Genomic DNA, 25,466 nt, shown 5'->3' with positions numbered 1-25,466 from the left:
ATTAGTTGGCGATCACTTCTTCTGAATGTGTGCTTCGTTAGTTTTCAATCGTTGCGACAACGGCAATTACGACAACAGTTCATATCCTGGCAAGGTCAAAAACGTCACAAACTCGTCGTCTAACACAATTTTCTGCAACAGGTCACTAGCTGCGGCAATGGTGCTTTCACGTTCACTACCGTAACTTTCACTGAGCTTCTGGCGTTCCTCCTGCAAGATCTGTTCAAACAGCTCGGCAGTCACCTTTCGCCCGTCCGTTAACACCCCTTGCGGACTGCGAATCCACTGCCAAACTTGCGCCCGAGAAATTTCTGCCGTTGCCGCGTCTTCCATCAAGTTGTCGATCGGCACGGCACCGCGCCCGGCAAACCACGCTTCGATATACTGCAACCCGACGCGAACGTTCGTCCGTAGACCCGCTTCCGTTATGTCCCCTTGGGGCACTTCGAGCAACTGCTCCGCCGTCACCTGGACATCGTCGCGCTGTTTGTCAATCTGGTTCGCTTTAGGCATATACGCGTTAAACACTTCTAAGGCGACGGGTACGAGCCCGGGGTGCGCCACCCACGTACCGTCGTGGCCGTCTTTCGCTTCCCGCGTCTTATCCTCGCGCACCTTCGCAAAGGCCACTTCGTTGGCTGCCGGATCGTTTTTCACTGGAATTTGCGCGGCCATGCCGCCGATCGCATGAGCACCGCGCTTGTGACACGTTTTTACCGTGTGCAGTGAGTAAGCGCGCATAAAGGGCGACGTCATCGTCACGCTCGCCCGGTCGGGCAACACGACGTCGGGATGGTTACGGAACATTTTAATAAAGCTAAAAATGTAATCCCAGCGCCCACAGTTTAGGGCAGCGGAACGCTCGCGCAGCTCGTATAAAATTTCTTCTGTCTCGAAGGCGGCCCAAATCGTCTCGATGAGCACCGTCACTTTAATCGTCCCCCGCGGGATGCCGAGCGCATCTTCCGCAAAGTTAAACACGTCGTTCCATAGCCGCGCCTCTAAATGACTCTCCATCTTCGGTAAGTAAAAATAAGGGCCGCTCCCATTTGCGATCAACGTTCGCGCATTGTGGAAGAAAAAGAGGCCAAAGTCGAACAAACTAGCGGAAATTGGCTCTCCGTCGTATTGGACGTGCTTTTCGACGAGGTGCCAGCCGCGTGGCCGCACAGCGAGCGTAGCCAATTTTTCCTTTAGCGCATACTGCTTCCCTTCCGGACTAACGTAACTAATTGTGCGGTTAACAGCGTCGCGCAAGTTAATTTGCCCTTCTATGTTATTCGCCCACGTCGGCGCATTCGCATCTTCGAAGCAAGCCATAAATACGTTAGCGCCGGAATTCAAGGCGTTAATGACCATTTTGCGGTCGACCGGTCCCGTAATTTCTACCCGGCGGTCGCGCAAGTCGTGCGGAGCCGATGCCACCTTCCACGAACCTTCGCGAATGTGTGCCGTTTCCGGTAAAAAATCGGCCATCTCCCCTGCATCAAACGCTGCCTGTCTCTCCTCGCGGCGCTTAAGCAACTCTCGCCGCCGTCCCTCGAATAGCTCTGCTAACGTGGCGACGAAGTCTAGTGCCTCCGCCGTCAAAATGTCGCTGTACGCCTCGGGCACATCCCCGATCACGTTCAGCCGCTCCGTTTTAGCTTCCATGAGGTCCCTTCATCCTTTCGCTATTATGCTTGTTCCTCACATGTTCCTCTCTTGTTCACTGCTTTGTCTATTCACCTTTTTTCTCCTTCGCTGTGGTGCTATCGATCAATCCTAAATCCTCAATCTTTTCCCCCCACCTGCTGGCACTCAGCCCTCCTATTCTGTATAAGTACAGTTAGCATATGTTTTTATGTATTATATAACAGTAAAGCAAATATGTAAACACTTTTATGCTATTTATTTTGCAAAAGACAGGCCCACTCATCATTTCGTTGTGCCTGTCATAACAGGAAATTGAAAAATAGGCATTAGTGCCTAGAAAGATCCTAATTATTCACAGAAAAAGTATTTGAAAATAGAAGGATTGTTATTTGTAAGTGTCGAATGTAAACACTGTAACAAAATTTTAAGGTTAAAGGAGAGGTTGTCGTGGTCAAAAAAGCGTTGGTTCTTTCCGTACCTATTTGACAAGTGGACATTCATTTCTCAAACGAGTGCGTACGGTACACCTTATACAGTCGAAAAATTCAAGAATATGTCTAGTAAGAAGGTCACTTACAAATTTTCAAGGACAGCCTCCAAAAGTACCATTAAAGTCAAGGCCTTCCACCATCCGGAAGGCCTATATTCTTAAACTTAGAGGGGAGACAACAAACGATGAGCAAACGGCGCACCTTAACATTAATCCTGATCAGTACCTTATTACTCGTTAGTTGCACGAAGCCCACATCCACCGAAAAAAAGTCGTCGCCCCCCACCTTTGAAATGGTCCTAAATCAAGGAAGTTACGAAGCTTATTTCGATCCTAGCGCCGAAGAGGGGGAGCAGGACGATTCTTATATTTTAAACCTTGCATTTAATCATTCATCGGAGTTGAAAGTCGACGATCAATACGTTGAAGAGGTCAAGTTATTGCCTGAAACTGACATCGTGTCCCTTGATTCGTTCAAGATTGAAGAAAACCCTCCCCAAGATAAATTGGAGCAAAAAGCACTTGCGATCGATTTGTCGACACAAAAACCTGGCAACCATACATTTACGAAAATTTCCTTTAAAACGAAAGACGGTACGAAGGTGCTTAACCTCGGTGAAATTACCGTCAACGTCATAGAAGGAGGCTATTCCGGCATCATGGTATTAATCCGGGAATTTGCTGTATTCCCACAATCGAATCCGTTAAAAATCGGGGTCAGAAACGACAACGATTACCCTGTACGCATCACAGGTTTCATTAGCAACAACCCGAACATTAAGTTTGACAAAAGGATATTATCGTGAATAAGGACAACAAACCGTTCCCCGCCAAAGGGATTACCTTAAAACCGAGCGAAGTTGTCGACTTGACAGTATACTGGGACGTGCAATTTCCGCCTGGAGAAACGTTAAACATCGAAGAACGGGCACTCATCGTCAGCGAACACGACAACAAAGTAGATTACATCGGCGTTCCGAACGCGATTTACCGCAATGACTTTTCTTGGGGTGAGTAAAATATAGGGTGAGGGACACAGAAATAGCGCGCTGCGATTGCGACAGCGCGCCCCGTAAGTTTCATCTGAAGAGACAGCCGCCCGGTTTGCTCCACGGCCTGTGGCGAGTTTCTGCAAGAGGAACGCTCGCGAATAGCGTTCCCTTCATAACCTTTCATTGAATGACACAGAATGACACGCGATCCTATCCTCACCTTTCGAGTAAAAAAGCTACCGCCTCATACGGACGAAGGTCGAGACAACCGTCCACCTGCTCCTGCTCCCGTTCCCGATCGTCGTAATTGGCGATCAACACCTTTGCGCTAGAAGCGGACAGCTGGGTGGACAGCGGTGCGGGTAGCTCACATACGGCTCGCGAAGCGGAAAAATTGCAGAGGACGAGTAACTGTTCCTTTCCGAGCGTCCGCGTGTAAGCAAAAATTTGTTCGTCGTCCGGAAGAAGTAACTCATACCGGCCGTAAACGATGAGCGGGTATTGTTTGCGCAAGCGAATGAGCTGCTGGTAGTAGTAAAAGACGGAGTGTTCGTCGCTGAGCGCCTGCGCTGCATTGATCGAACGGTAATTCGGATTAACGGCGAGCCACGGCGTCCCGGTCGTAAACCCCGCCTGCTCCTCCGCGTTCCACTGCATCGGCGTGCGGGCATTGTCGCGGCTAATGGCGTGAATTGCTGCTAGCACGTCGTCTTCATCGCTGCCTTCCTGCCGCATCGCTTCGTTGTAAAAGTTAATCGTTTCAATGTCGCGGTAGTGGGCGATCGACGGGAAGGCGACGTTCGTCATCCCGAGCTCTTCCCCTTGATAAATGTAAGGCGTGCCTTGCATCAGGTGGAGACACGTCGCCAGCATTTTCGCACTTTCGACGCGATACGCCCCGTCGTCGCCAAACTTAGAAACGACGCGCGGCTGATCGTGGTTGTTCCAATACAAGCTGTTCCACCCTGTCTCCGCTAAGCCATATTGCCACCGCGAGAGGATGCGCTTTAAGTCGGGCAACTTCCACGAGAGGTTACTCCACTTGCCATTCGGCCCACTGCCGAGTCCGACGTGCTCAAACTGAAATACCATGTTGAGCTCTTGCCTGTCTTCCCCAGTGTAGCGCTGCGCCTCCTCAACCGTCACACCGGGCATTTCCCCGACGGTGAGTAGGTCGTGGCGTGATAGCACCTGCGCATTCATTTCTTGTAAAAACGCGTGAACGCGCGGCCCATTCACGTAATACGGACTTCCTGACGCATATTTTTTCCCGGCGATTCGTTCCCCGTCAGGCAAGTCGGGGTGTTTCGAAATAAAGTTAATAACGTCCATGCGAAACCCGTCGATCCCTTTATCCAACCACCACGTCATCATGTCGTAAATGTCGCGTCTCATGCGCGGATTTTCCCAATTGAGGTCTGGCTGTTTCTTACTAAACAAGTGCAAGTAGTATTCATCCGTCGCCTCGTCGTATTCCCAAGCCGAGCCGCCAAAGTTACTTTCCCAGTTGTTCGGCGCCTGCCCGTCCTTCCCAGGTTTCCAAATGTAATAGTCGCGGTAAGGGCTCTCTCTCGACTGGCGCGCTTCGACGAACCACGCATGTTCGTCGGACGTGTGGTTGACGACGAGGTCCATAATGACCTTTAATCCCCGCGCATGGGCCGCCGCGAGCAGTTCATCGAAATCGTCCATCGTCCCGAATTCCGGCAAAATGCTGCGGTAATCGCTAATATCGTAGCCGTTGTCGTCGTTCGGCGAGGCATAAATCGGCGATAGCCAAATAACGTCGACACCGAGCGTTTGCAAATAATCGAGCTTAGAAATGATGCCCTGCAAGTCACCGATCCCATCCCCGTTGCTGTCCATAAAACTGCGCGGGTATATTTGATAAACGACACTTTCTTTCCACCAATTGTGCGTCATTGATTGCACCCCTTTTTTCCTCCGTTCTCATGCGCCTGCTTAAATTAGCGATACAAGTCAAATCCCGTACAAAGGCTGCACAAGGAATTGCGATAGTTGCCAAGTCGCTTAGTCTCTCCGGCGACACGTCTCTCGTTTCACAATCGCTGTCGGTACAATCACGTGTTTACTCATCATCTCCGGTTGCTCGACGAGCTCCAACACGCACTTCGCCGCCTCAAAGCCTAATTGAAAAATGTTAATATCGACAGTCGTCAACGGCGGGCTCGCTAATTCCGATATGAGCGCATTGTTAAAACTGACGACGCTCACCTCTTCAGGTACTTTTATCTGTTTTTCCTGCAGCGCACTTAACACGCCGAGAGCAACTAAATCGTCGGCGACGATCAATGCCGTCGGCGGCTGCGGTAAGTCCATAATTTCGTTGACGGCTCGCTTTCCTTCCTCCCGCTCAAAAGCGATGTACTTCACATAGTCATCTGATACGGCGAAATTGGCTAACCGCATCGCTTCACTGTAACCGTTGAACCGTTCTTGTGTGACCGTCAGCTTCACATCCCCGCCGATGTAGGCAATTTTTTCATGGCCAAGGCCGATTAAATAGTCTGTGAGCTCTCTTGCGGCGCGGTAATTATTGTTATCGACGTAAGTAATCCCCGCATTTTCTGCTGGCGGCTTTCCAATGAGGACAAACGGAAAATCGATCTCCTTTAAATATTGCACGACCCGGTCGTCTTTACGCGAATACAACACGAGCATGCCGTCGACGCGACTCCCTTGCACCATCTTTACGACATCTTGAAAAATTTCCTCCGCCGTTTCGCCAGTCGTCATCGAAATACTATACTCTTTTTGTCGACAGTACGCACTTATGCCGCGAATGACTTCCGGAAAAAAAGGGTTGTGCATCGATTGACTCGTCGAACGCGCCATGACGAGGCCGATCGTTTGCGTCGCTTTCACCGCTAAACTGCGCGCGTTAATGTTTGGATGATACCCGAGTTCTTCCATGACTTTGCGCACTTTCCGCTTCGTTTTTTCACTAATGCGCGGGCTGTCCGCAATGACGCGCGACACAGTAGAAGGCGCGACTTGCGCCTTTTTTGCCACGTCTTTGATCGTAATTGCCATCGTTGAATCTACCTTCCTAACTTCGTCACGCCAACTAGCGTACATTTTCATCTCGTCCCGTTTCATAACAGTGTGGGCTTAATAACGCTGGGCTTCATAAGCTGGGCTTCATAGCGTAAGTCCTAATCATGCAGTATATATTATCTCTGAGCATAGTCACGCAGTGCTTAATCACGTCGCGAATAATAATAACTGGCGCTCATAAATTGCCTATATGTCGTCCCCTTACTTAACCGCACCTTCCGCGACGCCTTTAATAATTTGTCGCTGCGCAAAAAAGTAAGCGACAATGACCGGAATGATGCCGAGTGTCAACCCTGCCATCGCTAAATGCCACTGCTTCGTGTATTCGCCGAAAAAGAAGAACATTTTTAGCGGGATCGTTTGCGTCCCTTCTTGATTTATGACGAGAGAGGGCAATAAATAGTCATTCCAAATCCAAATCGTGTTTAAAATGCCGACCGTCACAGCAATCGGTTTTAACAACGGAAAAATAATGCGCCAAAACGTTTGATATTTGTTGCAACCGTCGATTGCCGCCGCTTCATCTAGCGCCGTTGGGACCCCATTAAGTGTGCCGTGAAATAAAAAAATCGACAAGCTGGAGCCAAACCCTAGGTACATAAAGATCAGCCCCATCCGATTTAACATCTCCATTTTACCAAAAATGGAGACAAGTGGGATCATGACCGACTGAAACGGAATGAGCATCGCCGCAACGAACACAAAAAACAGCAGCCCACTCAACTTGCTTTTATTGCGTGAAAGAGCGTAAGCGGCCATGGCGGAACAGACGATGATCACCGTCACACTGACAACCGTAATGATTAGCGAGTTCATTAACGTCTGCACAAAGTCGAGTTGCGCGAACGCCTCGACGTAATTATCGACCGTCCATACTTCTGGGATGCGCAACGTGTCGGTAAAAATCTCTCGTTTTGTTTTAAACGAATTGACGATCATTAAATAAAACGGGGAGAGCCACAATAAAGCCAACAACACGCCGAAAATTTCGGTAACGTACGGGTGCTTTTTTTTCACTACATCTCTACCTCCCGTTTTTTGTTAATGTACACTTGCGTCAAGGAAATAACTGCCACAATCACAAAGAAAATGACCGCCTTCGCCTGCGCATACGCCATTTGATTTTCACCGAACGCCGTATTAAAAATTTCCATCGCTATCATTTGCGTCGAATTGTACGGACCACCTGCGGTCAGCGATAAGTTCTGATCGTACAGTTTAAAGGAATTGGACAGCGTTAAAAACATACTGACGGTAAACGCTGGTGCCACGAGTGGAAACGTAATGTGACGGAAGCGCTGAAAGCGATTGGCCCCGTCTAAGTCGGCCGCTTCGAGTAACTCTTGCGGTACATTTTCTAAATAAGCGATATAAATAACCATAATATAACCGGCCATTTGCCAAGTCATTAAGATGACAAGACCCCAAAAACCTGTTTCTGTCGTCGACAACCAACCTTGCAAGTTCTGAGCCCCGAAGAGGTCACCTAAACTGGCAAACACTTTAATGAAAATGAACTGCCAAATAAAGCCCAGGATCAAGCCACCGATTAAGTTTGGCATAAAAAAGACGGTGCGCAAAAAAAAGCGCGACTTAATTTTTTGCGTCACAATGACGGCCAAGCCGAGGCCGATGACATTAATTGCGAGGACAGAGGCTATCGAGAATTTGGCCGTAAACCACAGTGCACTTAAAAACTCCTCGTCTTGAAATAGTTCACTGTAGTTTGCAAAGCCGACGAACTGCTTGCTGTCAATGCCGTTCCAATCGGTAAACGAATAATACGTGCCGATAATTAACGGCATGATGACGACGGTTAGCAAAGCAACTAAAACTGGCGCTAAAAAAACCCAAAACGCCACATCCCGATTTCGCATGAACGGACACTCCTACTGTAAATGACGTTTTCTAAAGAACTGTGCGGGAAAACAAAGCAGCATACCGACGATGCCGCTTTGTTTGTTTTCCAAAACCTCTGCGAACGTTACCTGTGAGCACCGTTTATTTCTTTCGCGCCTTTTCCCACGCTTGTTGCGACTGTTTAATGACGTCGTCCCAACTCATCTTTTCACTAAGGTACTTTTGGATGTTCGTCCCTAGTTTATTTTGTCCCCAGCCAGTTGGCTCACCCATGAAGATCCAGCCGATCGTCTGTTTCTTTTGGGCGTAGTCGTAAATAGTGGCCGCTAACGGATCGGCAATCTTGTCCGCATCGTAACCGTCATAAGCGGGAATAAATTTAAAGTCGTTCAAGACGATTTCTTTACCTTCTTCACTCGTGTACAACCAATCGAGAAATTTCTTCGCTTCCTCGATCACATGCTCATCTTTGTTTTTATTGACGGCCCAGTACATCGGCACACCGACAGGGAGAACGTCTTCTTCGTATCCTTCCACTGGAATCGGGATGATTCCGATATGTTCTTCAGCGAGCTCCGGGTCAATATCGGCAATCGAGTTATACACCCAGTTTCCTTGCTGAATGATCGCCACACGCTCAGTCGAGAATAGTTCTTCGACTTGTTTTGAGTAGTCGAGGCTGACCGTCGGCTGCACGGAGTATTTATTTTGTAAGTCCACAACTTTTTTCATGGCGTCTTCGTACTTAAATCCTACGGTGTCGGCATTGAAGGCGTTTAACACGTTGTGGTCAAATTCGGGAGCCAAAAACGTATTGGCCAAATGCAGCCCCGTCACCCACGTTTCTTTCGCGGGGAACGCAAACACAGCGTCTAGCTGTAACTTTTCTTTTTTCTCATCTAACGTCTTTACCGCTTTTTCCAAATCTGTAAAGCTCTTAATTTTGTCCGCGTCAATACCAGCTTCGGCAAAAACCTTCTTGTTGTAAATAAAGCCGTAACCTTCTTGGTTGTAAGGTAGCCCTAACGTTTCTCCGTCTTTTTGGACGCCGTCAAGCGTGCCTTCTAACGCCGCGGCCGCTGCTTTCGTATCTGCGAGGTCTGCTAGTTTCCCATCCCAATCGAGAACGTCTTGCGGTCCGCCGACGTTAAAAATAGCTGGTTCGTTGCCGGAAGCAAACTTAGACTTTAACGCAGCGCCGTAGTCTTCGCCGCCACCGACAGTCGTGATGTTAATTTTTACATTGCTGTTTTCCTTCTCATACGTTTTGGCAACATCTTCAAACGCTTTCTTAAACTCTACCTTAAATTGAAACACATCCAAAGTAACTTGTTCCTTGTCTTTACTCTCTGTACTGCCTTTCCCCTCATCTCCACCACTCGTCGATGAACAACCGACCAAACCGACGCTCACGACGAGCAACAGCGCGACCATAGCTAAAAAAACTTTCCGTGTCTTCATCTGTTTCGTTCCTCCTTCATGGATTCGATATGTACGCCTTTTCAACGACAACGTACTTTAACAACATCTTTGTTCAAAAACTGTCCCTTTGGATCGCGCCCTTATGTCGCGTATTGCCTCATAGCACATGTGAACTGCGCTGCGAACTGTAAAATCAGGGCTTAAGTTTGAGCAACCGATTGCACTACTAACACTATCATAATTGATTACAATCTGCAATCCCATGTGTGTACAACAGCTATTGTAGTCACTAATTATTCATATTAACGGTTAATCACCAACCTTACTTTACATTTCCTTCATACCTTGTTACGATAGCGTTGTATGACAACCGATTGCACTATTTGCTTCACAGAAAGAGGCGAGACGTATGAAAAAAGTATGGTGGAAAGAAGCGATCGCATACCAAATATACCCGCGCAGTTTTATGGACTCCAACGGCGACGGGATCGGCGATTTACAAGGCATTATTTCTAAACTGGATTATTTACGCGATTTAGGTATTGATGTCCTTTGGCTCTGTCCGATGTATGCCTCTCCCAACGACGACAACGGCTACGATATTAGCGATTACAAAGCGATTATGGCCGAGTTTGGCACGATGGCCGATTTTGATCAATTGTTACAAGAAACGCACCGACGCGGGATGAAATTAATCATCGATTTAGTCGTCAATCATACGAGCGACGAACACGAGTGGTTTATTGAATCTCGTTCATCTAAAGACAATCCGAAGCGCGATTGGTACATATGGCGCGACGGCAAAGATGGCAAAGAACCGAACAACTGGGAAAGTATTTTTGGCGGCTCGGTGTGGGAGTACGATGAAGAGACTGATCAATATTACATGCATCTCTTTTCGCGGAAACAACCCGATTTAAATTGGGAAAATCGCGAGGTGCGCGAAGCGGTTTACGAGATGATCAACTGGTGGCTAGATAAAGGGATCGACGGATTTCGCATTGATGCCATTAGCCACATTAAAAAGGCGGAAGGGCTCCCCGACATGCCGAATCCCGACGGACTTAAATACGTCCCCTCGTTCGCCAATCATATGAACGTGGACGGTATTGACGATTATTTAACAGAGTTGAAAGAGCGAACCTTTGCTAACTACGACATTGTGACTGTAGGAGAAGCAAACGGTGTGTCAGCCGCAGACGCCCCGCTTTGGGTCGATGAGGCGCACGGCAAGATGAACATGATTTTTCAATTTGAGCATTTAGATTTGTGGCAAACGGAGGAACGGCGGGAAGTAGATATTGTCGGCCTAAAACAAGTACTCACACGGTGGCAAAAAGGGTTAGAAGGAAGAGGATGGAACGCCTTATACATTGAAAACCACGACATTCCGCGCGCAGTGTCTACGTGGGGCGACGATGAACAGTATTGGTACGAAAGCGCAACCGCACTGGCGGCAATGTACTTTTTAATGCAAGGCACTCCCTTTATTTATCAAGGGCAGGAAATCGGCATGACGAACGTCCGCTTCCCGTCGATCGATGCCTATGATGACGTCAAAGTAAAAAACACGTACCGCCTAAAGCGCGAAGCAGGCGTACCACACGAAACGATTATGGCTTCGATTTGGGCGACGGCGCGGGACAATGCACGCACCCCGATGCAGTGGAGCGATGCGCCCCACGCTGGCTTTACAACGGGCACTCCGTGGCTCGCCGTGAATCCGAATTATAAAGCGATTAACGTCGCCAAGCAGAGCATAAGTAGCACTGACAAGGGCTCTCGCTCTATCTTACACTTTTACAAACAGCTCATCGCGTTAAGAAAAGGACATGAACTGTTTACTTACGGCACGTACGACTTACTATTAGCGGATGATCGGTACATTTATGCTTATACGCGGACACTCTCAGGCGAGCGAGTCGTCGTCATCTGTAACTTATCGCCGCAACAAGCCGACTATCGTTGCGACACTTTTCAGCTGCACCGTGATCAGCTCCTGTTGCACAATTACGACGTCTCCCCACACGATCCCCTCACGGCGTTCGCCTTAAAACCGTACGAAACGCGCATTTACCGCGTGTGACATGCCGCTTTCGCCTGTACTAACCCAGCTATTTGATCAGTTCTCGTTGATCTGTGATCAGTACCGAAAACGAGGCCATTTAACACGACCCCTTTTCGGTATATTTGAGGGTTCAGAAAGCCAAATGAACGGAATTTGGAAGCCTGTGTGCAGGCTTCTTTTTTTGTGCGCTCACATTTGAAAATTGGGGTTGCCATTTCCCCGCTGCGTTTGTATACTCAGTATGTATATACTCAGTATATAGGCCGAGCATTTCTTCGCGAACGTTTTTTATTGGAGGGATTAAGCGAATGGCAAACAGGGTCATCCTGCCATTGTTGGTAGCTGTGTTAGTCGTTGCTGGCTGTTCTGGTCTCGGAGGTGAGCAAGCGACAGATGCCGCATCGGTCGAAGTGAACGGGATCGACACAATTGCCATCACTCACGGCAACACGCCTGTCGAAGTAAGCTACGGAGACACCGACACGTTAGATGTCGTCCTTGCGACGACAGAAAACGGACCGAAACTCGCGTTGTCAAAGAGCGACAGTAGCGTCGACATCGGGATGGAAGGCGGAGAGTTTCGCCTGGGGATCATTACATTAAGTCAATCGTTAGGGCCGAAACTATCGGTCAACGTCCCCAAGTCGTTTCAACACAATGTGCAGTTCTCCGGGTCGTCGGGCAGCATTAAGCTGCGGGACTTGAGCTTAGATCACATCCAATTTGACACGACGTCAGGTCGCTTCGACGCCCATGGCCTGACGGCGCGACACATAAGCGGCAGTACGACGAGTGGGGGCGTATCGATCGATTTTGCCACGTTTGCCACCGATATCAATCTGTCGAGTACGAGCGGGAACATTCTCCTGAAGCTAAATGAAAAGCAGCCGAACATGTCCGTCCGAGCGACGACCACTTCCGGTTCCAAACAGGTCGATTTTACGATGTCGAGTTCGTCTGACAAGCACACACTGTCAGGTACGAGCGGTAACGGTGAACACGATGTGCAGCTGAGAGCGACGTCTGGAAACATTACGGTTACCCGCTAGCCAATAACGCTTGCGTCACACACGCAATTAACAGGAAAAACATAAACCGACGGCGAAAGGAGTTAAGCAAATGAAGCCATCTGACGGCAAAAACAGCAATACGGAGCGATTTCTAACGAGCCGCCACAACAGTACAGACCGATTTCCGCCAGGCAGTCGCAAGGATGAAGAACATCCACTGTACGGTGCAGCCCACGCCAAGTTGGAGCGCGCCTATGTCTATCGCCACGCCACCATTTTTGTCGCTGCGCACATCGCGTGTATCTTTTTGTTCGGCCTCGTACCGCCTGCTGACCTACCGGCCGGCTCATACGAAGGGCAGTTTCTACAGTGGTTGTTAAGTGGCAAAAACGGTTATTTCCAAAATGACTTCGTCAACAAAATAAGTGCGCTGTGGATGAAAGGACTCATTGTTCACGCCGTCGGTTGGGGATTGTGGTATACGGTTTTCCCGAAACAACCGCCGCGCGACACTACGCAAACCGAAAGAATCAACCGAGTGGACACTACACGGAGAAGCGGGCGGGCTGATGCGTTCGATCAGACAAACCACATCAACCAGTATCGAAATGAAGAAAATACTTCCCGGACACATAGGATAGACCTTGCCAATCGCACGCAAAAGGCGAGCGATGTCGAGCAAAGGATTAAGACCGCTCCTTCAGTGGACGTATATCCTGCAGAGGACGTGCAACCTGCAGAAGATGTGCAACCTGCTGAAGGCGTGCAACCTGCAGAAGGCGTGCAACGTCTATCGACTAGCCGCGCCTGGTTGTACGTATGTGCCGGCGGCTTACTGGAAATTTTTTGGGCCAGCCAATTAAAAACGGGGTCAATCGGCCTACTGACGGTCATCGCGATGCTTGGCAGTTTTGATTTGCTCGTGCGCGCGGCCAAGGCGATACCGATCGGCACGGTTTACGCTGTCTTTGCTGGGATCGGGGCAAGTGGAACGATCTTAGCTGACATGTTCTTTTTCCACGAGCCAATCAGCTTACTCAAAATTGCGCTCATCTTGCTGCTAACATTGTTTATTATCGGATTAAAGTTGACGGGCGATACCAGTCGGGGGGCGGCATAAATGGCATGGACCTATCTTATCATCGCGGGTTTGTTTGAAATTGTCGGGGTGGTCGGCATCAAACAAACATCCACACATGACAATTGGACGAACAACCTGTTACTCTATGGCGGCTTCATTACGAGCTTTTATTTTTTGTCGACGGCAATGCAGGTCATCCCACTGTCAACTGCCTACGCCGTTTGGACCGGAATTGGTACGTTAGGCTCCGCAGTCGTCGGTATCCTCTTTTTTAAAGAATCGCGCCATGTGCTGCGTCTATTCTGCATCGCCGGTATATTGATGATTGTCGTTACGTTAAAGATAATTAGTTGAATGCATCAAATATGCACAACGTCACCTTGCACTGGATGGGCCACGGTACACCACTTAACAAGTGTTGATCATTCCCCGTAGGAGAGGTAAACATGATCGTTACCCGGAATTTAAGTCGCACGTTTCAGAACGGCAATGAAACGTTCCAAGCGCTCGCTAACGTGGATCTAAGCATAAAAAAAGGTGAGTTCGTCGCCGTGATGGGCCCGAGTGGCTCTGGAAAAAGTACCTTGCTGCATTTGCTCGGCGGATTGGACGTACCGACAACCGGAGAAGTCGTCATCGACGACATCTCTTTAAACACATTATCCGAAAAAGCGCGCACCATGTTCCGCCGCCGCAACATCGGCTTCATCTTTCAAAACTATCGCCTGTTGCCGACGCTAACGGTGGCGGAAAACATCGCTTTTCCGCTTCACGCGGACAGCGTGTCGCAAATTGAAATTACAACTCGTGTCACGAAGCTAATTTCCGCAATGGATTTAGAAGACAAAGCGCCATCGTTTCCGCACACCTTAAGTGGTGGTCAGCAACAGCGCATCGCTATTGCGCGCGCATTGGCACCTAACCCGCGCTTTATTTTAGCTGATGAGCCGACCGGCAATCTCGACCGCAAAACAGGGAACGACATCTTACAGCTGTTGGCTAAGTTACACAAAGAAGAACACCACACAATCGTCATGGTAACGCACGACATTTTCGCAGCGGGTTACGCCGACCGCGTCCTCATGCTGAAAGACGGTAAAATAGAAACTGAAATTTTGCGCGAGGAGGCCGATAAAGATGAACTCATGGCAGGTTTCCTGGCGGATTTTAATGCGTAAAAAGTGGCGTTCTTTCCTTACGGTCATCGCCATCGCCGTCGGGGTCGGCGCAACGACGGCCGTACTCAGTACGGTGCAGACGACCGAGCGCACGCTGGAAGAAATCGCTGACCGCGCAGACGGCAACGCTGATTTTTACATTTCTAGTAGCGAGGGGCGTCTCACACGCGATTGGGTCGAGCGCGCCGCAGCAATAAAAGGCGTTGCCGCTACCGTCGGCCGGCTAGACGTACCTTTTTCCCTCGATCGCTTACCTCGTACATCTACAGAAGCCCGTACATCTACAGAAGTTCGTACGTCTACAGAAGCCAATGCCAGTCAGAACCAGCAAGACGAACCACACAAAGTGAACGTCATCGGCGTGGATGACATGACGAGCGACATTTTGCAGTTGGAAGTGCTCGCGGGAGACCTCACTGCAGACGGACTCGTCGTCGATGAAAAAACGGCCGCCGTGTGGGATGTGCAAGTCGGTGATCGCGTCACCCTGGGACAAAGAGGCAATCGTCCCGAACTTGGACGCGACGGGACGGATGAACACTCTTCTTTCGGCGGGACGGATGAACGCGCTAATCGATCGGATCAACGGTCTTCAGACAATGACGCACGCCGTCGAACGTCCGATAGCCCTAGCGCCCCCTACGGTGGCACAAGTAAACGCAACGTTACAGACCATTCAGAAACACATGAGGTAACAGTGACTGCAGTCGTGCGCAACCCCTTGTTTTTCTTTAATCCCGACAGCTGGGCGGCCGCTAGTGGGCGAGCGTGGCACGTGTTGTTGCCACTTGAGACGTTACAAGAATGGCTTGGACAAGACGCGGGACTCGAACAAGGCGCCGCAGGTCTCGAACAAGACACGCGCCGCATTGACAAAGTATACGTTCGCGCTCAGGACGATCTCGCGCCGCGATTCGTGCGCGAGCAACTGGACGAGTCGCTGGCGTCGGCACCGGAAGAGGGGCTCCGCACACGCGCCGTCGTCGCCGACCGACACCGCGTAGGGGTCGGCTTTGCGGAATTGTACAGCATGCTGTACGTCATCGGCGGCATTAGCTTGATTCTTAGTGCCTTCATTATGTACAACACGTCGTCGATGAGCGTCGCGGAACGACGCGACGAATTTGCCATTATGAAAACGTACGGCTATACCCCACGGCAAATAACTGGCCATCTGTTTCGCGAACTGTTTTTACTCGCTTTCACCGGGGCGCTCCTCGGTCTGGGACTAGGGTTTTTGTTATCGCTCGGACTGACCGACATACTGTTTCAGTCGTTTCAAGACAAAATACAGTTTCGTATTGAGTGGCTAACGCCGATGATCGCCGCCTTTTCTGCAGGTATCGTCATTCCGCTCGCCGCGGCAATCGTTCCGCTAGTAAACGCGAGCCGTATCAGTGCAGTAGATGTCTTTAAAGGCGTGGCAACGCCACTTGAACCCGCGCTCGAAAGCGCCCGAGTCATACTCGGACTCGCCATGCTACTACCGAGCTTATTCGTCAACCACATGGTCGCTTTTGTCCCGTTTTTTCTAGGTATCGCCCTACTATTGCCGTACGCGTTTGCTGTCGTACAGCGGATACCCGCTCCGCTCAACCGCCTGTTATTTGGGCGAGAGAGTCGATTCACAGTGCAAAACATCGCACGCCACAAATCGCGTACGGCGTGGACAGCGGCTAGTTTGAGTTTCGGCATCACCTTAGTCGTTTTTCTCGGCTCGCTCGTCCTCTCATTTGAGCAAGGAGCCATCGATCTCACGCGACAAACGTCCGGTGGCGATGTGCGGGTCAACTATGACCGCCCGCGCTCGGCGGAGCAAATCGGTCAACTACAACAGATCGACGGCGTCCAATCTACCACTGCTGTGCAGAGGAATGACGTAAACTGGCAGGCAGGCGATCAGTTAGGGACGTTCGACGTGTACGGTGTCAACGAGGAACAAATGGCGCGTTCCCCTATATTTTCCTCCGGGGAAACTGCAGCGAACGACCAACACACACACGGAGAACTTTTGGAAAAGCTAAAGAACCCGCGCACAGTCGTTCTCGGCGTCACCGCTTACGAACGTTGGGATGGCAAGGTTGGGGAACAAATAGCACTCGACACAGCGACTGGCATAAAGCCGTTTACCGTCGTCGGTGTCGTGAAGACGATGACGCGCGGCGGCTACGTCGGGTTTGTGCACGAAGACGCATTCGCCAGAGATTTTCACATCGGCGCACAGCAAGAAGTGTTACTAAACGTAGCTGACGGCCGCGAACAAACGGTAAAAAAATTAATCTGGCAAAGCGACGCTACACATATCGCGCACATTGCCACCTTACCCGACATCCTACAAGTACGCGTAGCGCAAACGGAGAAGATGACTACCTTACTCCGTACTGTTGCTATCTTTAGTATAATTGTAGCTGGGATCGGTATGGCCAACGCGTGGCTTATGCAGGTGATGGCACGCCGCGGCGAAGTCGGCACGATGCGGGCCCTCGGCTTTACCCGCTGGCAAGTAATGAAAGTCATACTGAGTGAAGCCTTTATTAGCGGCACTGTGGCAGCACTAGTCGGCGGCGCGATGGGCGTACTCATGATGTACCTAACAGCCGTACAAAACGGCGATTTGTGGATGCCGCTCCCTTTTGCCATCTCATGGAAGTCGGTCTGGGCCGGATTTGCGTTAGCCCTTGTGACGAGTGGGCTCGCGAGTTTGCTCCCGGGCTGGAAAGCTGCTAACGTCTCATTGAATGAAACGTTAAAAAACGAGTAAACGTGACTTGAGTAGGTGTACGCGAACAATTCTGTTAGCCGCATTGACACCCAAGCAGACACGCATTTAGTACAGAATATAGAAATGGTGGTCGGGATGTCCGTCAAACATGCAATTTTAGGTTTGCTATATACACAACCGCGTCACGGTTATGAAATTAAAACGCAATTTGATGCGCTCGTTTATCACCAGTGGCGGCTCAACACGGGTCAAGTGTATACGACACTGGAACGGTTAGTACGCGACGGCTACGTCCAACCACTCGGCGAGGATGAAAGAGACCGCAAACAGTACCGCATTACGGAAGTAGGAAAAACGGAACTGCACGAATGGCTATTAAAACCTGTCAAACATTCGCTACTTAAGGATGAGTTTTATTTCAAAGTTTTGTGTGCGCGCACGATAGATTTTCCTGAGCAACAGCGCATGATCGAGCGGCAGCGGCACTTAGTGATCAAACAAATTTTGCAACTGACGCAGTTTAAGAACGACCTGCACGCGGCCAAAGACCGCGACATGCTCTTGCTCGTCGAAGGTGGGTTACTGCATTTAGAGGCCGACTTGCGCTGGCTGGACATGCTCGTATAAAAACACCTCTTAAGCTATGTCGGTGCTTAAGAGGTGTTACGTGCACTATTTGCCCAAGATCTTGTTTTCCTAAGACGACACAAAGACCGTTCCTAAGGGTCGCTTTCCCTTCCCACTTACCACCGTGTCAACGTCAATTAAAGGCTGTCGGCGCTCACAGCAAGCGCCGGTTCGTTTTCTTCCCGTCGCACGTAAATAGGACGTGCCGCTCTTCAATCGTCGTCTCCAAGTGGACGACTCGCCCCCACAGCTCGTGAACGTACGGGAGCACTTTTTCCAAATGTTTCACATCGAGTTCCAAGCCTTCGTATTGGTGCTTTAAATACAGCTCACCATTTTGTAAATAATCGCCGTCCTCGACCGTAATGTACGGGAAGCCGCCGTTGACGCGCGCGGCGACGAGTTGGTCGCGGACAGATTGCCACTCCTTATCGGAAACGATCCAGTCGTTGCCGTGCTTTTGGAACAAAAACAGGTCGAGACGCTGTAGAAGGTCTTTCGTTAAATAATCGCGGATGAACGACGTGTCGCGTTCAATCTCCCGCACTTCAAAAATTTTTTCCCGCCCCTGGCCTGGCTTACGGCCAAACCGCCGCTGCTCTTCCTCCGTCGGATTGTCCCATCTTTTTTCGATGTCCTCAAATATTTTCACCCCGAGGTGGTACGGGTTAATGCTCGTGCGAGCGGGTTGAATGACGGACGCATTGAGCATGGAAAATTCGATCGTCTCTTCTTCGGTCAAGTCGAGTTCGCGCAAAATGCGCGCGTGCCAATACGACGCCCAACCTTCGTTCATAACTTTCGTCTCCAACTGTGGCCAGAAATACAACATTTCTTCCCACAAGATCGTTAGGATGTCGCGCTGCCAATCTTCTAAGATTGGACTGTGTGCTTGAATGAACAGTAACAGGTCCTTTTCCGGTTCCGGTGGAAATTTGCGCGGCTGCTCTCGCCGCCGCTCTGCTTCGCGCTTAAGCTGCTTCTCCTGCTCGTCGAGTGCCCACAATTCTTCGTACGGCTCACTTCGCTGGCTTCGCTCACCCCTCTCCCGCCAATCGCGCGTCAAGTCCCGCTCTTCCGCTTCCTCGGCGTTCCAGCGCAGTTGCGGGCGGAGTAAACTCGGATCGACGTGTTCATTAATCGCCAACACAGCGTCGAGACAGCGTTCAACAGCGTCTTTGCCGTAGCGTATTTCATAGTCGCGAATGCGTTCAGCACTCGCAGCCATGCTTTCGACCATATCGCGCTTCGTATTGCGAAAGTGGGCATTGTTTTTAAAAAAGTCGCTATGTGCGAGCACGTGCGCCACGATCAATTTGTTCTGGATCAGTGAATTTCCTTCGAGCAAAAAGGCATAACAAGGATTAGAGTTAATGACGAGTTCATATATTTTACTTAAATTGAAGTCGTACTGCAGCTTCATTTTGTGAAACGCCTTACCGAAGCTCCAATGACTGAAGCGGGTCGGCATCCCGTATGCCCCGAACGTGTAAATAATATCTGAAGGACATATTTCATAGCGCATCGGAAAAAAATCTAACTTAAAGCCGCGCGCGATTTCCGTAATTTCGGCAATCGCGCGCTCTAGTTTCTTACGATCATCTACCGCCATGTCGACCTCCCCCACGAGCGATCGTTATGACTGCCTTAGAGACAGTCTATGTCTGGCATCTTGCTTCGGACGCATGCAGGATGTGTGACATATTGCTCAGACATATGCTGTTCCTAATACGTGTGGCATGCTGTTCTTGCTGATCCTCGACCGTCTCAAGGGCAAGCGTTACAGCCTCAAGCCACTTAGCCGGCCGAAGGCGCTTCCTCTTCTTTAAAAAATGTCTTCAGCGCTTGATACACTTCGCGTTTATCTTTAATGATGTAGTACTTAAACAACGGGGCGTCGAGACGCCTGAATACGGACATTAAGCTAGAATGTCGTTGGTACTGATTAACTTCACAGTACCCGAATAAATTGCACATTCCCATCAACTGTTTCACGAGCTGTACGCAACGCTCGTTGTCCGACGTCAAATTGTCGCCGTCCGAGAAGTGAAACGGGTATATGTTGTACTGGCTCGGCGCATACCGCTCCTCGATGATGTCGAGTGCTTTCTGATAGGCAGAAGAACAAATCGTCCCACCACTTTCTCCTTTAGAAAAAAACGCCTCCTCGCTCACTTCTTTCGCTTCCGTATGGTGAGCGATGAACACAACCTCGACCTTTTCATAGCGCGTGCGCAAAAAACGAACCATCCAAAAAAAGAAACTACGCGCCATATATTTCTCGAAGATCCCCATACTTCCGCTCGTGTCCATCATCGCAATGACGACGGCGTTCGAATGCGGGATTTCCACCTCTTCCCACGTCTTAAAACGCAAGTCGTCGACGGATATGCGATGCAACCCGGGACGCCCGTGTAAAGCGTTGCGGCGGATCGCGGAGAGGATCGTCCGTTTCTTATCGATGTTTCCCGTGAGTCCCGTTTTACGTACGTCGTTAAAGCGCGTCTCCTGCGTGACGATGTTGTCGGCCGCCTTCGGTTTTAAGTTCGGCAACGCTAATTCGCGAAACAACATTTCTTCTAACTCTTCGACGGAAATTTCCGCTTCGTAATAGTCTGTCCCAGGTTGGTCGCCGGCACCGCGTCCTTGACCGGGTGCCATCCCCCGCTCGCGGCCGCGCGCTACCAGATCGCCGACGCGGCTATCGCCGTCTCCTTGCCCGACGTGCTTCGACTTGTCGTAATTGTAACGAATCTTATATTCTTCCATCGAACGGATCGGAATTTTCACGACGTCGCGTCCGTCAGACATAATGATGCTCTCTTCGGAGATGAGATCCGGCAAATTGTCGCGGATCGCCTCTTTCACTTTTTCTTTGTGCCGTTGTTGATCGAGGTGCCCTTTTCGATGCAGCGACCAGTCTTCACGCGAAACGATAAAGGTCGATTCGCCCATTGCCACTCCCTCCTACCGATTTAGCAAACTGCCGACGTATTTCAAAAGTTCGTTCGCACAAACTGGACAATAGTTGTGCTCGTCAATGAGCCGCTTCGTCACCTCGTTAATTTTTTTCAACTGGTTCTCGTCGGGCGTCTTTGCCGACGTCGTAATTTTGACGACGTCTTTTAAATCGGTAAACAGTTTTTTCTGGATCGCTTCGCGCAACCGCTCGTGGCTGTTGTAGTCAAACCGCTTGCCTTTGCGGGCGTACGCGGAAATGCGGATGAGAATTTCTTCGCGAAACGATTTTTTTGCATTTTCGGAAATGCCGATCTGCTCTTCGATCGAGCGCATCAACTTCTCGTCCGGATCGAGTTCTTCTCCCGTAATCGGGTCGCGAATTTTGTGCCGATTACAGTACGCTTCCACGTTGTCCAAGTAATTGTCTAACAGCGTTTTCGCCGACTCTTCGTATGAATAGACGAACGCCTTTTGCACTTCTCTTTTCGCCGCCTCGTCGTATTCTTTGCGCGCGACGGAGACGAAGTTGAGGTAGCGTTCGCGCTGCTCTTTTTGAATGGATGGGTGTTGGTCGAGTCCGTCTTTCAAGGCGCGTAAAATGTCGAGTGCGTTAATGCAGGTGGCGTCTTGGCGGATGAGCGCACTAGAGATGCGGTTAATGACGTAGCGCGGATCAACGCCGTCCATCCCTTCGTCCAAATACTCCTGCTGCAGCTCGCGCAAGTCGGACCCTTTCACCCCTTCCACTTCTTCACCGTCGTAAAGGCGCATTTTTTTCAACAAATCCATCCCTTGTTTTTTCGATTCCCGCAACCGCGTCAAAATGCTAAACACCGCTGCCGCCCGTAAGGCGTGCGGGGCGATGTGAATGTGGCTCATGTCGCTCTGTTGGATAAGTTTCAAGTAAATTTTTTCTTCTTGTGTCACTTTTAAGTTGTACGGGACCGGCATGACGATGATGCGCGACTGCAGCGCCTCATTTTTTTTGTTACTAATAAACGATCGGTACTCCGCTTCATTCGTATGAGCAATAATGAGTTCGTCCGCGGAGATTAGTGCGTACCGCCCCGCTTTAAAATTTCCCTCTTGTGTAAGCGAAAGCAAATTCCACAAAAACTTCTCGTCGCACTTCAACATTTCCTGAAACTCCATTAACCCGCGGTTCGCCTTATTCAGCTCGCCGTCAAAGCGGTACGCGCGCGGATCAGATTCGGAGCCGTATTCGGCAATCGTGGAGAAATCGATACTCCCAGTTAGATCGGCAATATCTTGCGACTTCGGATCAGAGGGGCTGAACGTACCGATGCCGACGCGGTCTTCTTCCGTCAGTAACACGCGCTCGACCGGTATGTCTTCTACGCGACCCGCGTACTCCGTCTTTAACCGCAATTGACACGACGGACAAAGTCGCCCTTCGATGCGCACGCCGAACTCTTTTTCCAATTCCGGCCTCAGCGTTTGTGGAATAAGGTGGAGCGGTTCTTCGTGCATCGGACAACCTTTAATGGCGTAAACAGCACCGGCGTCGGTGCGCGAATATTTTTCTAACCCTTCTTTTAATAAGGTGACAATCGTCGATTTTCCGCCGCTCACCGGTCCCATTAACAATAAGATGCGTTTGCGGACGTCGAGGCGCCGTGCCGCTGAATGAAAATACTCTTCCACTAACCGCTCGATACAGCGTTCGAGTCCAAATATTTCGCGGCTAAAAAAGGAGTAGGATTTGCCTTCGTCAGCTTCCTCGACACCGGCGTCTTTGATCATATGATAGATGCGGGAATGTGCGGTCTGCGCCACTGACGGCTGTGCGCGAACGATTTGTAAGTAGTCCGCGAAAGTCCCTTCCCAGGCCAACTTCTTCTCTTCTTGGCGATGTTCAGCAATGCGTTTTAAGATGTCCACCTGTTTTTTCCTCTCCTTCCGATCAATCCCCCTGTGCGAGCGGCGTCCGGCTGTGAGATCGCTCCGACCTGGCTCGTGTGGTGCGAAGGCCGGGTGAGAAAGTCGATAAGGTGTTGTGTCTTCGAAACGGATGATTGATCTGGGGGATACTATATAAGTATGCGCTCGTACGCGGAAGTTGCGACAAGTTTCCTAAGGCCGGGCGGTTGCGGGGATTGGATGTCGGTTGAAAAAAACAGGCGCAAAAAAAACCCCGCGCGGGCCGTCCGCTACGGGGTGGAGGAAAAGAACAACGTCTTAAGCTTTACCCTGCCGCTCTCGTTAACCAGCGGCAGTCAATGGCTGCTGAGATGCCGGTGCTTGACTGACGCCTTCTTCGCTCGCACCCGTGCCCATGCACGTCGTGCAATACGTCTCACCGCGCCCGTGACAAACTAAACACGTCATATCGCGCGAGTCAAAGCCTCGTCCACGGCACCCCGGGCAAGTCACTTCTCCGTTTCCGTTGCAATCGTAACAATCCGCCATTAAAATCTCCCCCTCTGTCGGTTCTCCGAATGTGTTTGGTTCGTGTTGCTCGTTCCGTTTAGTTCTGTTCGTTCCATTCGTACTGTCCGTAACGTTCGTAATGTCCGTAATGTCCGTAATGTCCGTAACGCGAGTCCCGTCGTTCCGTACCATTTGCACTTGCTTCTGACTTCTGTCAGTTGTATTAATACAGTTTGTAGTTGTTGAGTTTATTATATAACAGTTTGGCGGACGTGACAACACTTTTTTTCGGAAAATGTTAAAAAACTTTTTGTCGTACTCGCGTTTACGTGATGAAATACCCCGTTGAGACATAGGATGCAGTGGAAGCGAAGGCAAAATAGACGAAGGAAGATCGGCAAATAAGCAAAAAAACGACCGCTTAAAGCGGTCGTTATGAAGCGGTCGCCGTGAAGCTGCCGCAATGAAGCGGTTGCCGTGAAGCTGCCGAGACTACGCGATCGTCCATTGGAACGGATCGCACATTGCCTTCCAATCGGCGCGGTATTCTTCCGGCGTCAGCAAACACATATCCAGTTGTTTGCAAATCTCTACCCGATCGAGGGCTGTCCCGATTACGACGAGCTTCGTCATCCGATCGCCCACTTCGTCATCCCACTCCGCTAACGCCTCCGGTTCGTTGCGCCGTATGTGCGCCTGCTCTGCCTCTGACAAGGAAGCGACCCAATACGAAAGCGGTTCGATCGACACAGATTGCCCCGCCTGCGACAGTAAAATCGCCACGTCGTTGCGCGTCGCCCACCACGTAATCCCTTTTGCCCGTACAATGTTTCGCGGCATTCGCTGTAACCACTCGTAAAACCGTTCCGAATGAAACGGCACGCGCCGACTGTACACGAAAGACCCGATCCCGTACTCTTCCGTTTCGGGCGTATGGTGGACGTTGTTCAATTCTTGAATCCACCCAGCTGCTGCACTGGCACGTTCAAAATCGAAGCGTCCCGTGTTTAACACTTCCTGCGGGTCGATCTTTCCTTTCACAGTGCGAATAATTTTGGCCGTAGGCTGCAATGTGCGCAAGACAGCTTCCAATTGATCGAGTGCCTCCTCAGACACTAGGTCACATTTATTCAGGAGCAGCACGTCGCAAAACTCGATTTGGTCAATTAACAAGTCGGCAATTTCCCGCGTATCGTCTTCGCCTAACGCCTCTTTACGGTCGAGTAAACTGTCCCCCGACTGAAAGTCCTGCCAAAAGCGGTTCGCGTCGACGACAGTGACCATCGTATCTAACGTACAAAACTGCGTTAAGTCGATCCCCATTTCCTCGTCTATGTAGGAAAAAGTTTGTGCCACCGGAATCGGCTCGCTAATGCCAGTCGACTCGATAACGATGTAATCGATCCCTCCCGCGCGCGCCAATTTCTCCACTTCTACGAGAAGGTCTTCGCGCAACGTACAGCAAATGCAGCCGTTGGACATCTCGACAAGTTTTTCTTCTGTCCGCGACAAGCCACCCCCCTGTTTCACTAGTTGGGCGTCAATATTAATCTCGCTCATATCGTTGACGATGACCGCTATTTTTAAGTCGTGCTCGTTTTGCAACAGATAGTTGAGCAAGGTCGTTTTACCTGCGCCTAAATAGCCACTGAGGACAGTTACAGGAATTTTATTCACGTGATCATCTCCTATGATAACCGTAGTCATTACGATTTGTGTCGTAGACATAGTAAGTGCCTACGTTTGCTGTCGACACTGGCTAACGCACGATATATCACCCGAAGGTGTGCAATATATCGTACAATAATAATTACGCCAATGACGTAGTTCCCAAAGACACAGTACGTGCACGTGAAACATCGGCACTTACACAAACCGTAATGGTTATTCTTTATTATCGCTAACGAGCCAGGTAAAAGCAAGCTTTTTTCAACTGCCAGCAGCGGTGTAC

20 protein-coding genes are annotated in these 25,466 nt (G+C 50.1%); 9 read left to right on the top strand and 11 right to left on the bottom strand.

Annotated features, from left to right (window positions below; all coding sequences use genetic code 11):
* Window positions 1–66: 66 nt before the first annotated feature.
* Entirely contained in the window at window positions 67–1,653 is a 1,587-nt protein-coding gene (aceB, locus tag BN1247_RS00365) for a malate synthase A (RefSeq protein ID WP_054948584.1), read from the bottom strand.
* A 765-nt stretch (window positions 1,654–2,418) separates the two neighbouring features.
* On the opposite strand from aceB, the gene BN1247_RS00360 reads away from it, so the two are divergent.
* Window positions 2,419–2,931 (top strand): hypothetical protein, encoded by a 513-nt coding sequence (locus BN1247_RS00360; protein WP_187119680.1) that lies wholly within the window; start codon window positions 2,419–2,421, stop codon window positions 2,929–2,931.
* On the top strand, window positions 2,928–3,143 hold the full coding sequence (locus BN1247_RS00355) for a hypothetical protein (RefSeq protein WP_054948582.1): 216 nt from the start codon (window positions 2,928–2,930) through the stop codon (window positions 3,141–3,143). Before BN1247_RS00360 ends, BN1247_RS00355 begins: the two co-directional genes overlap by 4 nt.
* A gap of 190 nt (window positions 3,144–3,333) precedes the next feature.
* On the opposite strand, the gene BN1247_RS00350 is transcribed toward BN1247_RS00355, so the two are convergent.
* From BN1247_RS00350 to BN1247_RS00330, 5 genes are all read right to left on the bottom strand, one after another.
* Window positions 3,334–5,040, bottom strand: coding sequence for a glycoside hydrolase family 13 protein (locus BN1247_RS00350; RefSeq protein WP_054948581.1), 1,707 nt, complete (start codon window positions 5,038–5,040; stop codon window positions 3,334–3,336).
* A gap of 108 nt (window positions 5,041–5,148) precedes the next feature.
* Window positions 5,149–6,171, bottom strand: coding sequence for a LacI family DNA-binding transcriptional regulator (locus BN1247_RS00345; RefSeq protein ID WP_054948580.1), 1,023 nt, complete (start codon window positions 6,169–6,171; stop codon window positions 5,149–5,151).
* 225 nt (window positions 6,172–6,396) lie between these two features.
* Window positions 6,397–7,212, bottom strand: a complete 816-nt coding sequence (locus BN1247_RS00340; protein ID WP_054948579.1) for a carbohydrate ABC transporter permease — start codon at window positions 7,210–7,212, stop codon at window positions 6,397–6,399.
* A complete protein-coding gene (locus tag BN1247_RS00335; RefSeq protein ID WP_054948578.1) occupies window positions 7,212–8,072 on the bottom strand; it encodes a carbohydrate ABC transporter permease in 861 nt (286 codons plus the stop codon). Before BN1247_RS00335 ends, BN1247_RS00340 begins: the two co-directional genes overlap by 1 nt.
* A 124-nt stretch (window positions 8,073–8,196) precedes the next feature.
* On the bottom strand, window positions 8,197–9,516 hold the full coding sequence (locus BN1247_RS00330; protein WP_054948577.1) for an ABC transporter substrate-binding protein: 1,320 nt from the start codon (window positions 9,514–9,516) through the stop codon (window positions 8,197–8,199).
* Between the two features lie 370 nt (window positions 9,517–9,886).
* Between BN1247_RS00330 and BN1247_RS00325 the strand changes: the two genes are divergently transcribed.
* The 7 genes from BN1247_RS00325 (at window position 9,887) to BN1247_RS00295 (ending at window position 18,163) form a co-directional block, all read left to right on the top strand.
* The gene (locus tag BN1247_RS00325; protein WP_054948576.1) at window positions 9,887–11,563 is read left to right on the top strand and encodes a glycoside hydrolase family 13 protein; all 1,677 of its coding nucleotides are present in this window, start codon (window positions 9,887–9,889) and stop codon (window positions 11,561–11,563) included.
* A gap of 290 nt (window positions 11,564–11,853) precedes the next feature.
* The gene (locus BN1247_RS00320) at window positions 11,854–12,594 is read left to right on the top strand and encodes a DUF4097 family beta strand repeat-containing protein (RefSeq protein ID WP_054948575.1); all 741 of its coding nucleotides are present in this window, start codon (window positions 11,854–11,856) and stop codon (window positions 12,592–12,594) included.
* A gap of 70 nt (window positions 12,595–12,664) precedes the next feature.
* Window positions 12,665–13,675, top strand: a complete 1,011-nt coding sequence (locus BN1247_RS17365; RefSeq protein ID WP_231633043.1) for a DMT family transporter — start codon at window positions 12,665–12,667, stop codon at window positions 13,673–13,675.
* Window positions 13,676–13,990, top strand: coding sequence for a DMT family transporter (locus tag BN1247_RS00310; protein ID WP_054948574.1), 315 nt, complete (start codon window positions 13,676–13,678; stop codon window positions 13,988–13,990).
* 92 nt (window positions 13,991–14,082) lie between these two features.
* Window positions 14,083–14,814: an ABC transporter ATP-binding protein gene (locus tag BN1247_RS00305; RefSeq protein ID WP_054948573.1), complete on the top strand. Its 732-nt coding sequence runs from the start codon at window positions 14,083–14,085 to the stop codon at window positions 14,812–14,814.
* Window positions 14,774–17,575 carry an FtsX-like permease family protein gene (locus BN1247_RS00300; RefSeq protein ID WP_054948572.1) on the top strand — a complete coding sequence of 934 codons (2,802 nt, stop codon included), beginning with the start codon at window positions 14,774–14,776 and terminating at the stop codon, window positions 17,573–17,575. Before BN1247_RS00305 ends, BN1247_RS00300 begins: the two co-directional genes overlap by 41 nt.
* A 96-nt stretch (window positions 17,576–17,671) precedes the next feature.
* The gene (locus BN1247_RS00295; RefSeq protein ID WP_054948571.1) at window positions 17,672–18,163 is read left to right on the top strand and encodes a PadR family transcriptional regulator; all 492 of its coding nucleotides are present in this window, start codon (window positions 17,672–17,674) and stop codon (window positions 18,161–18,163) included.
* A 154-nt stretch (window positions 18,164–18,317) separates the two neighbouring features.
* Here BN1247_RS00295 and BN1247_RS00290 read toward each other — a convergent pair whose 3' ends face one another.
* The 5 genes from BN1247_RS00290 to BN1247_RS00270 form a co-directional block, all read right to left on the bottom strand.
* A complete protein-coding gene (locus tag BN1247_RS00290) occupies window positions 18,318–19,775 on the bottom strand; it encodes a SpoVR family protein (protein ID WP_054948570.1) in 1,458 nt (485 codons plus the stop codon).
* A gap of 185 nt (window positions 19,776–19,960) precedes the next feature.
* Window positions 19,961–21,118: a sporulation protein YhbH gene (gene yhbH, locus BN1247_RS00285; RefSeq protein ID WP_054948569.1), complete on the bottom strand. Its 1,158-nt coding sequence runs from the start codon at window positions 21,116–21,118 to the stop codon at window positions 19,961–19,963.
* Window positions 21,119–21,130: 12 nt separating this feature from the next.
* Entirely contained in the window at window positions 21,131–23,026 is a 1,896-nt protein-coding gene (locus BN1247_RS00280) for a PrkA family serine protein kinase (protein WP_054948568.1), read from the bottom strand.
* A 321-nt stretch (window positions 23,027–23,347) separates the two neighbouring features.
* A complete protein-coding gene (locus BN1247_RS00275) occupies window positions 23,348–23,707 on the bottom strand; it encodes a hypothetical protein (RefSeq protein WP_147675141.1) in 360 nt (119 codons plus the stop codon).
* A 300-nt stretch (window positions 23,708–24,007) separates the two neighbouring features.
* Window positions 24,008–25,192: a GTP-binding protein gene (locus BN1247_RS00270; protein ID WP_054948566.1), complete on the bottom strand. Its 1,185-nt coding sequence runs from the start codon at window positions 25,190–25,192 to the stop codon at window positions 24,008–24,010.
* Between the last annotated feature and the right edge of the window lie 274 nt (window positions 25,193–25,466).

The sequence above is a fragment of the Numidum massiliense genome (assembly GCF_001375555.1).
Taxonomy (GTDB): Bacteria; Bacillota; Bacilli; order Thermoactinomycetales; family Novibacillaceae; genus Numidum; species Numidum massiliense.
Note: the sequence above shows the minus strand (reverse complement) of the source record. Positions and strands in the feature narration are given on the sequence as shown.